This window comes from Arthrobacter rhizosphaerae (assembly GCF_023062595.1).
Classification (GTDB): domain Bacteria; phylum Actinomycetota; class Actinomycetes; order Actinomycetales; family Micrococcaceae; genus Arthrobacter; species Arthrobacter rhizosphaerae.
Genome location: NZ_JALLAN010000001.1, coordinates 415,594 through 428,654, shown reverse-complemented (window position 1 = coordinate 428,654; position 13,061 = coordinate 415,594). Strand labels below are relative to the sequence as shown.

Annotated in this window: 15 protein-coding genes; 7 read left to right on the top strand and 8 right to left on the bottom strand. The window is 61.5% G+C overall.

Translation table 11 applies throughout. From position 1 onward, the window contains the following. Positions 1-12: 12 nt before the first annotated feature. From MU551_RS02140 to MU551_RS02130, 3 genes are all read right to left on the bottom strand, one after another. Positions 13-1,554 (bottom strand): glycoside hydrolase family 31 protein, encoded by a 1,542-nt coding sequence (locus MU551_RS02140; RefSeq protein ID WP_247040482.1) that lies wholly within the window; start codon positions 1,552-1,554, stop codon positions 13-15. An 81-nt stretch (positions 1,555-1,635) separates the two neighbouring features. After that, on the bottom strand, positions 1,636-2,427 hold the full coding sequence (locus MU551_RS02135; protein WP_247040481.1) for a TIM barrel protein: 792 nt from the start codon (positions 2,425-2,427) through the stop codon (positions 1,636-1,638). Beyond that, a complete protein-coding gene (locus tag MU551_RS02130; RefSeq protein ID WP_247040480.1) occupies positions 2,424-3,545 on the bottom strand; it encodes a Gfo/Idh/MocA family oxidoreductase in 1,122 nt (373 codons plus the stop codon). The genes MU551_RS02135 and MU551_RS02130 overlap by 4 nt, the downstream gene beginning before the upstream one ends. Positions 3,546-3,651: 106 nt before the next feature. On the opposite strand from MU551_RS02130, the gene MU551_RS02125 reads away from it, so the two are divergent. Continuing rightward, positions 3,652-4,644: a LacI family DNA-binding transcriptional regulator gene (locus tag MU551_RS02125; RefSeq protein ID WP_247040479.1), complete on the top strand. Its 993-nt coding sequence runs from the start codon at positions 3,652-3,654 to the stop codon at positions 4,642-4,644. Here the strand turns inward: MU551_RS02125 and MU551_RS02120 are convergent. Further along, positions 4,641-4,793, bottom strand: a complete 153-nt coding sequence (locus MU551_RS02120) for a hypothetical protein (protein ID WP_247040478.1) — start codon at positions 4,791-4,793, stop codon at positions 4,641-4,643. The two genes, MU551_RS02125 and MU551_RS02120, sit on opposite strands and share 4 nt — an antisense overlap. A 225-nt stretch (positions 4,794-5,018) precedes the next feature. On the opposite strand from MU551_RS02120, the gene MU551_RS02115 reads away from it, so the two are divergent. Beyond that, the gene (locus MU551_RS02115; protein WP_247040477.1) at positions 5,019-5,225 is read left to right on the top strand and encodes a hypothetical protein; all 207 of its coding nucleotides are present in this window, start codon (positions 5,019-5,021) and stop codon (positions 5,223-5,225) included. 216 nt (positions 5,226-5,441) lie between these two features. Further along, positions 5,442-7,199, top strand: coding sequence for an aa3-type cytochrome oxidase subunit I (gene ctaD / locus MU551_RS02110; RefSeq protein WP_247040586.1), 1,758 nt, complete (start codon positions 5,442-5,444; stop codon positions 7,197-7,199). Between the two features lie 15 nt (positions 7,200-7,214). Here ctaD and MU551_RS02105 read toward each other — a convergent pair whose 3' ends face one another. Further along, on the bottom strand, positions 7,215-7,943 hold the full coding sequence (locus MU551_RS02105) for a FadR/GntR family transcriptional regulator (RefSeq protein ID WP_247040476.1): 729 nt from the start codon (positions 7,941-7,943) through the stop codon (positions 7,215-7,217). Between the two features lie 198 nt (positions 7,944-8,141). On the opposite strand from MU551_RS02105, the gene MU551_RS02100 reads away from it, so the two are divergent. Continuing rightward, the gene (locus MU551_RS02100) at positions 8,142-8,732 is read left to right on the top strand and encodes a gluconokinase (protein WP_247040475.1); all 591 of its coding nucleotides are present in this window, start codon (positions 8,142-8,144) and stop codon (positions 8,730-8,732) included. Next, positions 8,729-10,132: a GntP family permease gene (locus MU551_RS02095; protein WP_247040474.1), complete on the top strand. Its 1,404-nt coding sequence runs from the start codon at positions 8,729-8,731 to the stop codon at positions 10,130-10,132. Before MU551_RS02100 ends, MU551_RS02095 begins: the two co-directional genes overlap by 4 nt. 63 nt (positions 10,133-10,195) lie before the next feature. On the opposite strand, the gene MU551_RS02090 is transcribed toward MU551_RS02095, so the two are convergent. Then, positions 10,196-10,669 carry a VOC family protein gene (locus tag MU551_RS02090; RefSeq protein WP_247040473.1) on the bottom strand — a complete coding sequence of 158 codons (474 nt, stop codon included), beginning with the start codon at positions 10,667-10,669 and terminating at the stop codon, positions 10,196-10,198. A gap of 88 nt (positions 10,670-10,757) precedes the next feature. Next, complete coding sequence (locus tag MU551_RS02085; RefSeq protein ID WP_247040585.1) at positions 10,758-11,129, bottom strand: VOC family protein; 372 nt, start codon at positions 11,127-11,129, stop codon at positions 10,758-10,760. Between the two features lie 50 nt (positions 11,130-11,179). On the opposite strand from MU551_RS02085, the gene MU551_RS02080 reads away from it, so the two are divergent. Then, positions 11,180-11,608, top strand: coding sequence for a DUF3054 domain-containing protein (locus tag MU551_RS02080; RefSeq protein ID WP_247040472.1), 429 nt, complete (start codon positions 11,180-11,182; stop codon positions 11,606-11,608). Positions 11,609-11,675: 67 nt separating this feature from the next. Next, positions 11,676-11,957 (top strand): Lrp/AsnC family transcriptional regulator, encoded by a 282-nt coding sequence (locus MU551_RS02075; protein WP_247040471.1) that lies wholly within the window; start codon positions 11,676-11,678, stop codon positions 11,955-11,957. Positions 11,958-11,960: 3 nt separating this feature from the next. Here MU551_RS02075 and trpD read toward each other — a convergent pair whose 3' ends face one another. Then, on the bottom strand, positions 11,961-13,019 hold the full coding sequence (trpD, locus tag MU551_RS02070) for an anthranilate phosphoribosyltransferase (RefSeq protein WP_247040470.1): 1,059 nt from the start codon (positions 13,017-13,019) through the stop codon (positions 11,961-11,963). Positions 13,020-13,061 lie beyond the last annotated feature (42 nt).

Below are 13,061 nucleotides of genomic sequence, written 5' to 3'. Positions count from 1 at the left end.
CCTGTCCTGACGTCACGTGCGCCTGAACACTGGAAGACTGCCGAGTCCCACCTCAAGCTCAACGAGCCCCTCCCCGTACTCGGTTCCATCGGGGCCAACCCATGTTCCGCCCGGGAGCACCACAGTGCGGCGAACCGCGCCTCTGGCAAGGACCGGCGCAACCAGGATCCGCTCGCCGAGGAGGAATTGGTCGGTCACCTGTTCAAAGCCCGGAAAGTGGTAAGCAAGCGGACGGATGATCGGTTCGCCGGTCTGTGCCGCATGCTCCGTCAGCGCCCGGATTTCCGGGAGCAGTTCCTGGCGGATCGCGACGGCGGAGAGCACCGCAGCGAGGTGCTCTCCGTCAAGCACACGGCTGGGCGATATGGAGAACTGCATCATGGGGAACAGTGCTGCGCATTGGGCGTAGCGGACGAACTGCTCCTGGTCGACGGCGGAGCCGGGCGCGAAGGCAGTGAGTTCACCTCCACCCACCATGTCGGCGCAAGTGAATGCGTGGCCGATGAGGCCCTGGGCGATGCCTTCCGGAATGAGGGAGAGCAATCCGTCTGTGCCCCACGTCGGAGGCTTGTCGTGCAAACGCTGGGCGAGCGGTTGTCCGCCCATCTTCCAGCAGGCCCTGTACTCGTTGAACCCGTAGTTGAGGCCAAGCCTTGCATAAGCCTCGCACAGGTCAGCCGGGCTGTTGCCGTGCGCCGGCCGGTCGCCGTGACGGTAGTCCCGCAAGTCCCCGGCGTCGAATTTGAAACCGTCAACGCCGTACTCATCGCGCAAGGCATCCAGCTGCGACAGCAGCCACTTGCCCGCCTCGGGATTGGTCACATCAAGAAGGGCACTGAAGCCGTTCCACCACTCCCGCACGATCACCTCCCCGTCTGCACCGGCGAGCAACAGGCCGCGGGACCGCAATTCACGGAACTGATCGCTGTCCGGGCTGATAAACGGCACGAGCCAGAGCATTACATGAAAGCCTTTGGCATGCAGCTGCTTGACCATGGCAGCCGGATCCGGAAAACGAGAGGCATCAAACCGCCAGTCCCCGTAACCGGCAGACCAGCGGTCGTCGATCATGACTACACCCGGCGGGAATCCGGCGTCGAGCAGTCCTTCCACATAGGCGAGCACGCCCTCCTGGGTGGGCGCATAGGGCATTTCAATCCAGGTGTTGTATTGCGGACCGTCGAAGAGTTCGAGGGCCGGTATCAGGCCCGACGGCGGGAAGAAGCTCCCCGAGGCGAGAAGGAAGGCATCCTGCAGTGTCCCTCCGGCTGCCTCGAAGAGCTTCGCTCCGCCGTCGGCATGGAGCTGACCGTCCGCGAAAGCGAAGGCGAAAGGGTTCTCCGACCATAAGACCCTGCCCCTGCTGGAGACCAGCAAGGGAGCAGACTGGTTTGCTCCCTTGCTCGGATCATCCGCGAAACCGGCGTTGACGGCGAGGTCGCGTCGGTGTGGGCGCGGACCGAAGGGCATGGCCTGCCCATCGGCGACGGCGCCGCCCCACCAGCCCTCCCCTGGCAGCAGCTCGACGGTCATCATCGCAGCATTTTTGGACATGAAGGCTCCTGGGAGTGGTTGAAAAATGGGAGAGTTACTCGAGTAGATTATCGGGAGAGGTTCACCTTGTGTAAGGCAGGCTCAGCTTCTAAATACTGCCCCGAAGGCCGCCAGCGCGGCATCGCCCGCGGGGAGGCCGTCACCGCCGGAAGGGCTGGCTTCCAGTCCGATGACGCCTGAATAGCCGGCATCCCTGAGCTCTGCCGCGACTGCGCTGTAATTGATTTCCCCGGTGCCGGGTTCAAACCGTCCTGGAACATCCGCCACCTGAACTTCGCCTGTCCAGGGCAAAGCCGCCCGAACGAGTTCGATGAGGTTCCCCTCCCCGATTTGGGCATGGTAGAGGTCCAGCATCATCTTCAGGTTCGGGTGATCGACGGCCGAGACCAGAGCCAGAGTGTCCTTCGCCCGTGCCAGCGGTATGCCCGGATGGTCGAGGATGGTATTCAGGTTCTCAAGGGCAAACGTCACACCGTGCTTCTCGCCCAGGCGGGCAAGCCGTTCAAGCGTACGCAGGCCGGTCAGCCACATCTGCCCGGTGGAGCGGTGAACCGGGCGAACCGCGAGGCCGCCCTCCCCCAGCTCTGCCGGATGCACCACCATCCGCTCGACACCAAGTTCCAGGGCGGTGGGAATCAGTTTTTCGGCAGAAGCGAGAACCTCGTCGGCGCCGTCCGGGTCGATCAGGCTGCCGCCGAAGTAGCCGCTCATCGAAGAGAAAGACGCTCCGGTGGACGCCAACGCACTGATGTCCCGTCCACGGGTGTCCCAGAGTTCCACCTCGAAACCTTGTTCGTGAATCCGCGTCACCCGGTCCATCAGAGGCAGATGGCCATAAACCATCTCGGCGCATACAGCCAGGCGGAAGCTCATGCACTTTCCCCGGCCGGCTGGAACTGCGGCTCAGCCGGGCGCAAGTCGGCCACCGTCGCAACATCCACCGGCATCCCGGATTCAGCAGAACGAAGCGCTGCCAGCGCCACTGCCAAAGCGTTGCGGGCGTCCACCCCTCCCGGATGTTTGTTTCCGTGCTCCTGAATACCTTCCCGGCGTGCTTTCACCGCGTCAACAAAGGCACTCAATTCCGCAGTGTAGGCGTCGCGGAAGAGGTCCACGTTCAGCCGCGCGGTTGCAGCGCCCATGCCCGCAGCAGTGTAGGTGGTGGCGCTGGACTCCTGTGGTCCGCCGGCCGTGACCATTCCCGCGGAACCAAAGACTTCGCCGCGGACGTCATAGCCATAGAGGGCATTGAAGTTTGCCTCCGCCACCGCTATCGCTCCATTGCTGTAGGTGATGGTGACGACGGCGGTGTCCAGCAGCCCGCCCGCCTTGGCTTCCGGGGCGACGAGAGCGTCGGCGACGGCATACACACTGATGGGAATGGCGCCGGGATTGAGCCAGTTCAGGGTGTCGAAATCATGGATCAGTGTTTCCAAAAAGATCGTTCCGGGTGCAATGCGCTCCGGATTGGCGATTCCGGCAGCGGTGCCGGGGTCCCGGGTCAGAGACCGCATCAGCTGCGGAGTGCCCACAACGCCGTCGTCAATGAGCTTGCGTGCAGCGGCGAAATCCGCCGCATAGCGGCGGTTGAATCCGAACTGGACGGTGACCCGGGCCGTGTCAGCCTCTCGGAGCGCCTCATCGAGTTCCTCAACGGTGCGCCCGCCAGGCTTTTCGCAGAACACATCCTTGCCCGCGCGGGCGGCGGCCGCGATCAGGCCGGCGTGGAAACGCACCGGTGCCGCAATCAGGATGGCGTCGATTTCCGGATCGTTGATCACATCTGCGGGATCGGCACTGATCTTGCTGACTCCCAGCCTGCTGGCCAAGGTTTCTACCGCCGGAAGATCCGGGTCTGCAATCGCGTCAAGACGGGCAGCAGGAATGCGGAGGGCAACGGACTCCGCATGAAAGCTGCCGATCCAGCCAGCGCCGATCAAGCCGACCCGGACAGGCTTGGCATCGCTCACTGGATGCTGAAAATAACTCATGAATGTTCCTCTTCCTTGGTCCTAGATCGTTCTAGTCCGTCTATGCTGGCACGTCATACGAGACATGTCTAGATCGTTCTATACACTGAAGGGGACGAGGAGGAACATGAAGGAACAGCAGCGTCGGCCCACGTTGATGGACGTTGCCCATGCGGCAGGCGTCTCGCGGGCCCTGGTTTCCATAGTGATGAGGGGTGCGCCCGGCGCAGCTGAATCCACCCGGCAAAAAGTCTTGGATGCCGCCCGGGAACTCGGTTATAGGCCGGACACCAGGGCCCGGTTGCTCCGCAGCAGCCGGACCAAATTGATCGGTCTCAGCTTCTCCAGTTCCCAGCCCTTCCACGCCGAAATTGTGGACGCTGCTTACGCGCAGGCCAATTCCCGTGGATACGAAATAGCCTTGAGCGCTGTAGCCAACGGCCGGACCGAAACCCGCGCCATCGAGTCCCTCCTGGATCTCGGCGCGGAAGCCCTGATCATGATTTCGCCGACCCTCGGCGGGGATGAGATGGACCGATACTCCGACCAGGTGCCTGTCGTAAGCCTCCTCCGTAATAACGTGGGTAGGCTTGTGGACTCCGTCAGCAGCGATGATCACGCTGGCATCCGTCTTGGCGTGGACCACCTGGTGGGCCTGGGACACAGCAAAATTGTCCATGTCGGCGGCGGTACAGCAGTGTCAGCCCAAGAGCGCCGCGAAGCCTTTCGCAGCGAAATGCAACGTCACGGGCTGGAAGCAACAGTTATCCAGGGAGGGCCTGGCGAGGAGGACGGCCTGCGGGCGGCCCGGTTCCTGCGGGATAACCTGCCGACGGCTGTTGTCGCCTTCAATGACAGATCAGCACTGGGCCTGATCGAAGGCTTCAGGGCGTATGGACTGCGGGTTCCAGCCGATGTGTCTGTGCTCGGCTATGACGACAGCCAGATGGCCCGGCTCAGCTATGTGCAATTGTCGTCCGTGAGCCAGGACGCGCCGCTGCTTGCCGCGGCCGCCGTCGACAGGGCCGTGGATCGGATAGAAGGTACTGCGAGTCCTGCCCATGTCGTGAGAACTCCACACCTCGTTATCCGCAAGACAACTGCTCCTCCTGCGGCCTAGCCAAGGATGGCGTCGTGCCACCAACCTTCCCAAGGGCTCGAAGTCAGCTGGCCGCTAGGAAAGCCTGTGGCATTCTCCGCGCCGGAGTGGGCGTCGTCGTCTTTGCCGCGGTAATCGAGAAAGAGAGTAAGGCTGCTCGCAAACAACATCAGAATTTCCTTTCGTGTTTTGCTGGGACGTCGTTGTCCAACTAGGCATTAGCGTAGCTCCGCAATGTTTCCTGGCCTCGACGCAACGTTTCGTGTTTGTATCAATGTCCTCACCGAGCGATTCCCCGGTGGTTTAGCGACACGGCAAACGGGCGACGGGGTGGGTTGGCCGGTTAGAGTCCCGCTGATCTTGTGCTGCTGCAGGAGCAGAAGCAAGGATTGGTTATGGACCTGCGTTTGAGGGCGAGAACACTGCTACAGCGGGAAGATCTGGCGTTGGTCGACCTCTGGATCCAGTACTGGAGCCGTGGCGGAGACTGCGATCCTTTTGAGTTCGACGCCTTTATCCACGACTTGTTGCCCGATTCGTGGTTCGACATGTGTGCTCTTGCCGGGGCTATTGACGACCTCGCCTACGAGACCAGCAGCTAGTAATGCTGGGCACAAAGGCTATGGACAGGACCACCTGGCGTCAGTAAATTCGAAGAAGGATCCCAGCATGGCAGTCATGCCGGGGAACACCCTTCCGGCTCCGGTGTGCGGCCGGAAAGCGGCAACCGCTGTAGCCGTTCGGCGGCACAGTATGCACACCCGAAAAGAGCCGATGATGGCACAGACACATAGTGAACAGTCCGGGGGGCAGTGACCTTGGCCAGTTACAAGTATGCAACCGGCGGGACCGCCGCGCCGACAGCATCTCCCCAGGTGGTGCCCAAACGCAAGGGCAGCGTCATCGTCAACTGGATCACCTCCACGGACCACAAGACGATCGGCTTCATGTACCTGATCGCGTCCTTTGTGTTCTTCTTACTGGCAGGGGTGATGGCCCTGGTCATCCGTGCCGAGCTGTATGAACCCGGTATGCAGATCCTGCAGACCAAGGAACAGTACAACCAGCTCTTCACCATGCACGGCACGGCCATGCTCCTGATGTTCGCAACTCCCCTGTTCGCCGGCTTCACAAACGTCATCATGCCGCTGCAGATCGGCGCCCCCGACGTTGCCTTCCCGCGACTGAATGCCTTGGCATTCTGGTTCTTCCTCTTCGGTTCCACCATTGCCATGGCCGGCTTCATCACTCCCCAGGGTGCGGCGTCCTTTGGCTGGTTCGCGTATGCCCCGCTGAACAACACAACTTTCACACCCGGTGTCGGCGGTGACCTGTGGGTCTTCGGACTGGCACTATCGGGTTTCGGCACCATCCTTGGCGCCGTCAACTTCATCACCACCATCATTTGCATGCGTGCCCCCGGCATGACCATGTGGCGCATGCCGATCTTCACCTGGAACGCCCTTGTTACATCCATCCTCGTGATCATGGCCTTCCCCCCGCTGGCTGCAGCACTCTTCGCGATGGGAGCGGATCGCAAATTCGGTGCGCACATCTACGATCCTGAGAATGGCGGTGCGATTCTCTGGCAGCACCTGTTCTGGTTCTTCGGCCATCCCGAGGTTTACATCATTGCCCTCCCGTTCTTCGGAATCGTCTCGGAAATCTTCCCGGTCTTCAGCCGCAAGCCGATCTTCGGCTACAAAGGCCTGGTCTACGCAACGATTGCGATTGCCGCCCTCTCGGTGACCGTGTGGGCCCACCACATGTACGTGACCGGCTCCGTGCTCCTGCCGTTCTTCGCCTTTATGACAATGTTGATCGCTGTGCCAACCGGCGTGAAGTTCTTCAACTGGATCGGCACCATGTGGGGCGGATCCCTCACGTTCGAAACGCCCATGCTGTGGAGCATCGGGTTCCTGGCAACGTTCCTGTTCGGCGGCCTGACGGGCATCATCCTTGCGTCACCACCCCTGGACTTCCACCTGTCCGACTCGTACTTCGTGGTGGCGCACTTCCACTACGTCGTCTTCGGCACCGTTGTGTTTGCCATGTTCGCAGGATTCTACTTCTGGTGGCCCAAGTGGACGGGCACCATGCTCAATGAACGCCTGGGCAAGATCCACTTCTGGATGCTGTTCCTGGGCTTCCACGGCACGTTCCTTATCCAGCACTGGCTGGGTGTGGAAGGAATGCCCCGCCGCTACGCGGACTACATGCCCGAGGACAACTTCACCTATATGAACCAGTTCTCCACCATCGGCTCATTCCTCGTCGGGGCCTCGGTGATCCCGTTCTTCTGGAACGTCTACATCACCTGGCGCGCAGGGGAAAAAGTGGAAGTGGACGATCCTTGGGGCTTTGGCGCCTCCCTGGAATGGGCTACCTCCTGCCCGCCGCCGCGGCACAACTTCACCTCGCTGCCGCGTATCCGTTCAGAACGTCCGGCCCTGGACCTGCACCACCCGGAACTCCGGGTGCGGGAACATGAGACCACGCATTCGCCTGCAGCGGATGTCCTGGGCGCAGCCGATATCGGGGAGAAAGACGTGCGCAGCCCCAATCCCGATGAGTAAGTCGAGCTGAACCAGCTACTCCAGGCCCATGGCGTGCCGGACTTCATTCAGAATCCGGTGCATGCTTGTCTCCGCTGTTCCTGCATCGCCTGAAGCAACAGCGGCAGCAACCTCTTCGTGCGCTCGCAGTGCCTCAGGGCTTGGATGAAACGGCATCAGGCCTTGCCGGGTGCGGCTTGTCAGCACTTCCTCCACCATGCTGTCCAAGGCTGAGAACATCTCATTGCCGCAGCTGTTCAGCAGGAGACGGTGGAAAGCTATATCCGCTGCCAGGAATGACTCCTGATCCCCTGCTTCTCCGTACTGCCTAAGCTCGGCCGCCAATCCTGCCAGCCGGCTTCGTTCTGCTGAGCTTGCCCGGCGAGCGGCCCCGGCAGCCGCGATGGGTTCGACGGCGATACGCAACTCAGTCAGGCTGCTGTATTGCTCAGCCCTGCGCTCGGAGGCCAGCCGCCACCGGACCAGTTTTGGATCAAAAACGTTCCAACGCGCCGGCTCCTGAACGACAATGCCTACCCGACGGCGGGAGTAGACAAGGTTTATTGACTCAAGGACCTGCATGATGTCACGTGCCAGGGTCCGCGAAATTCCGTATTCCTGCTGGATCTCATCCAAGGTAAGGCGCCGACCCGGGGCCAGCCTGCCAGAAGCTATGGCCTCCCCCAACGAATCCAAAACTTTCCGGTGCAACACGGGACCCGCCGCATTGGCTGTTGCCCCGCTCCCCTGTGTCGCCGTCGACATGGCAGTCCTCTCTTGTGTACTGGATCTGCCAGACAGAAACAGCACTCCCTAGAATACCCGACCGCCAGTCATAAGGTATGACCTGTGTTACAAAAGATACTACTTATCGCCTTCAATGGTGCTATCTTATTTCCGAGCAGTCTTGGGCTGCGAGCTTCAAAACAAAAGCCAGCGTCGTCTTCTACGGAGATCAAAACAATGAAGTGTCCTCCTACCCACCTTGTGGTTATGGGTGTTGCCGGTGCCGGCAAGTCCACGATCGCGGAAGCTCTTGGCGAAGCCCTTGGCTGGGCCCAGGCAGAAGCGGACGAATTCCACCCGCCGTCGAACATCAGCAAAATGAGTCAGGGCGTCCCCTTGGAGGACGCTGACCGCTGGCCGTGGCTGGTTGGCATCCGGGATTGGATGACCGCCAAAGCCGAAGGCGGCGACAGCACAGTGTTGACCTGCTCCGCCCTGAAGCGAAGCTACCGTCGCCTCTTGTCCGAAGCGCACGGCCGTGTCGTCTTCATCCACCTCGACGGCGATGCGTCCCTTCTGGCCGAACGCATGCGCGGACGGGAAGGCCACTTCATGCCTACCACCCTGCTGCCCAGCCAACTGGCAGCACTGGAGCCTCTGGACACGTCGGAGCTGGCAGCCGGGAGCATGCAGTTGGATATCGCGAGCCCCCCGGCGCAGCTCGTTCAAACTGTCATAACCGCTCTCCGCCTCCGTGATGCAGAAGCCAGCACCCCCACCCCTGCAATCAGCTCCCTTTCCCCGAACTGTCTCAAAGGAGAATCATGACCATCGAAGGATGGACCCAAACGCTCGGCGCGGTTCCGCTGCTGTTGATCGCGGCCGCGGCAATCGGTGTCCTGCTGTTCCTCATCATCAGGCTCCGGATGCACGCGCTCATCGCCCTCATCGTGGTGAGCCTTGCAACGGCCTTTGCCACAGGCATACCCACGAACCAGGTTGTTCCAGTGCTGATCAACGGCTTCGGCACCACGCTCGGAACGGTGGCGCTGCTCGTCGGGCTGGGGGCCATGCTGGGACGCATTGTCGAGACCAGTGGCGGGGCCAAGGTCCTCGCCGATTACCTGATCGGGATCTTTGGCGAAAAGCGGGCGCCGTTCGCCCTGGGGCTGGCGTCGCTGATCTTCGGCTTCCCCATCTTCTTTGATGCCGGACTGGTGGTGATGTTGCCGGTGGTCTTCGCGGTCGCGCATCGTCTTGGCGGTGGCGTCCTGCGCTATGGCCTGCCGGCCGCAGGAGCGTTCTCCGTGATGCACATCTTCCTGCCACCGCATCCCGGCCCGGTCTCCGCCTCCGCCTTCTTCGAAGCAAATGTTGGCCTGGTGATGATTGCCGGCCTCATCGCAGCAATCCCCACCTGGTATGTGACGGCCTACCTTTACGGGCTCTGGACCGGCAAGCGCCTGGTCCTCCCCGTGCCGGAACTGCTGGGACATGCCTCTGCGGCCGCCGAAGCGAATCCGCCCCGATTCCGAACCATCATTGGCTTGCTGCTGCTCCCGCTCCTGCTGATTTTCGTCAACACCGGCCTCAGCACCCTCGCGTCCTCCGGCGTGTTCGCTGAGTCCGTCAAGAACGAGTACTGGTTCCAGCTCCTCCGCACGTTGGGGGAAACTCCGGTGGCGTTGCTGATCGCAGTACTGGTGGCACTCTTCGTTCTCGGGGCAAGGCGCGGAACTCATGGCGGCGACCTTGAAAAGCTGCTCGAGTCCTCTCTGGGGCCAGTCTGTTCAGTGATCCTCATCACAGGTGCCGGCGGCATGTTCGGAGGTGTGCTCCGGGCATCAGGCATTGGCTCCGCTCTCGCCGGCGTGCTTGGGAATATCGGAATCCCGCTCATCGTGGCAGGTTTCCTTATTTCCGCCATCCTCCGCATCGCCCAAGGATCCGCCACCGTGGCCTTGACCACCACCGCAGGCTTGATCGCCCCGGCCGTGGCTGCCGCAGGGTTGAACGGAATGCAGGTCGCAGCGCTCGTCATCGCTGTCGCCGCCGGCTCGGTGGTGGTCTCCCACGTCAATGATTCAGGCTTCTGGCTCGTGGGGCGGTTCTTTGGAATGGACGTGAAGACGACGCTGGCTACGTGGACCGTGATGGAAACGCTGATCGGCGTGATGGGATTCGCCATCGCCTCCGCCATCTTTGTTCTTGCGGGGCTGGCGGGCTAGTACCCCGCCGGGCGGCGACTTGCTTCCCTGCGGGTGGGCTAGGTTGCGGCTGGGTGGCTCAGCTCAGGTTCCTTCGTAAGCTTTCTCCAATGCCGCAATGTCGAGCTTCTGCATCCCGAGCATGGCCTGCATTGCCCGTTGGGCTCCCTCAGGATCCGATCCGCCCAGCAACTCGCCCAGCCTGTCTGGAATGATCTGCCAGGACACTCCGAACCGGTCTTTCAGCCACCCGCACTGGCTTTCTTCACCGCCGTCGGAAAGGCTGTCCCAGTATCTGTCCACTTCTGACTGATTGGCACAGGGGACCATAAAGGAGATGGCTTCATTGAAAGTGAAGCCGGGGCCGCCGTTCAGGGCCGTGAACTCCCGGTCTCCCAACTCGAACTGCACGGTCATCGCCTCCCCGGGTGTCCCAGGGCCAGCCTCTCCATATCGGGCGACTTCCAAAATCCTGGAATCTTCGAATATTGACGTGTAGAGCTCGGCTGCTTCCTCGGCCCGGCCGTCAAACCAAAGGCATGTTGTGATTTTTTTCACGATTAATTTCCCATCACTGTAGGTCTCCGCAGACGCCATTCAGAGGGCATACGCAAGAACCCGGAAGCCCAGTGCGTGTGACCAGAGCCTAGTCCAGCGGCAGTTGGCTGACCAGCCCTACCGTGTTGCCTTCACTGTCCCTGATAAAAGCCATCCATTCCTGGGTTCCTGCTGGCCCCAACTGTGCGTCGGCGTGGCTGAAAATCACACGCGGTTCGCTGACGACTTCGACGCCTCTGTCCCGAAGCCGTTCAATATCAGCCCGGACATCCTGCACAGCGAGATAGATAAGTGACGACGGCGCGCCCCGATCCAAAAGAAGCCGGACGCCTTCCAAATCGAAGAACAAAAGACCCGGAGGGTCAAAAAGCCCGGTGGGCTGGGTACCCAGCAGTTCCGAATAGAAAGAGGCTGCGCGATTCAGGTCATTGGCCTTTTGCGCGACTTGCAGCAGGTGCACTTCTTCCTCCAAGGCGTGATTGTGGCGGATTCATGCCTAGTGTTGATCTTATGACTTCCCCTCACCGGCCTTCTGTCCCGACTACAGCCGCCAAGGTCTCTGCCGCGACTGTCATCGGGGCCGCCGCCGCAGATGCCCTGCTTATTCTCGTCTTCGCAGCCCTCGGCCGGGAGGCTCACGAGCGGGGCGACGTTATCTCCGGTGTCCTGCTCACAGCCTGGCCCTTCCTTGCCGGCGCAGCAATAATGTGGCTGATGATGCTCGCCTGGAAGGCGCCCTTTTCGCCATGGCCCGCTGGAGTGGGCGTGTGGCTCGGCACCGTCGCCATCGGAATGCTGCTGAGGGCCCTGACTAATCAGACGGTGGTGGTGACATTCATCATCGTCGCCTTGGTGACCCTCGGTGTCTTCCTCCTCGGCCACCGTTTTGCAGTAACGGCCTACATACGCCTCCGCGCCCGCCAGAGGCAGATGCACTAGGCTGGGCAACACAGATTCAAGGGCCTGCCCGAACGGCAATGGCACAACCGATCCGGAAGGGTTCGCAGTGATCACCGCTTTTGTCCTGATCAAAACAGACGCCTCACGCATCCCGGAAACGGCGGAGGAAATCTCCTCGATCCCGGGCATCAGCGAGGTTTATTCGGTTACCGGCGAGTGGGACCTCATCGCGGTTGCCCGCGTTTCACGCCACGAGGAACTTGCAGACGTCATTGCCGACAAGCTTTCCAAGGTCCCGGCCGTTGTGCACACGACAACCCACATGGCTTTCCGCGCCTACTCTCAACACGACCTCGACGCCGCCTTTTCGTTGGGATTCGAGCAGTAGGACTTAGCCCTGGCTGAGGGCAACCCAGCGATCCAACACTGCGGCAGCCGCACCGGAATCGACGGCGTCCTCTGCTTTAAGCAGTGCTGCACTCATCCTCAGCATCAAGGGCCCTTCGGCAGCGAGGTCAAAAGCCACCAGTCCAGCCGCGGCGTTCAGCAGGACGGCGTCCCGTGCCGGTCCTTTGGTGCCTGACAGAACCTGACGCACGACGGCGGCATTGGCTTGGGCGTCTCCGCCACGCAGTTCCTCCATCGTCGCCGGACGGATACCGAGTTCCCGGGGATCAAAGGTTTCCTGCTCCACCTGACCGTTCCGGATTTCCCAGACAGTGGACGGCCCGGTGGTGCTCAGCTCATCCAGTCCGTCGTCGCCACGAAATACCAGTCCGCGGCTGCCCCTGCGCGCCAGCACACCGGCTACCAGCGGTGCCATCCGCGCGTGGGCGACGCCCACGGCTGACGCCTGGACTTTGGCGGGGTTGGTCAGCGGACCAAGGAAATTGAATGCCGTGGGTATGGCAAGTTCCCGGCGGGGAACAGCGGTGTGGCGGAATGAGGGATGGAACACCTGGGCGAAGCAGAAGGTGATCCCCGCCTCTTCAGCATTCCGGGCGACTCTGTCGATGGCCAGATCCAAACGCACTCCGAGTGCTTCCAGCACGTCAGCGGACCCGGAGGAAGATGAAGCCGCTCGGTTGCCGTGCTTAACCACCCGGGCACCGGCCCCAGCCGCCACAAGGGCAGCCATAGTGGAGATGTTGATGGTGTTCAGCTGATCTCCGCCTGTGCCCACGATGTCCAGCTTCTCCCCCGAGATGCTGATGGGGTTCGCGTGAGCCACCATGGCCTTCACCAGGCCGGTCAGTTCATCGACGGTTTCGCCCTTGGCCCGGAGCGCCACAAGAAAACCGGCGATCTGTGCAGGGGTCGCTTCCCCCGACATGATGTTGCCCATGGCCCACTCGGTATCTTCTGCCGTGAGGTCCGTGCGATGGATCAGTGCCGAGATGAGCCGCGGCCATGTGTTGGCGGGCGGCTGCGCAGATACCTGTGAAGTCACCTCCTGATGCTATCGAGGCGAATGCTGCCAGACCAATGTGAA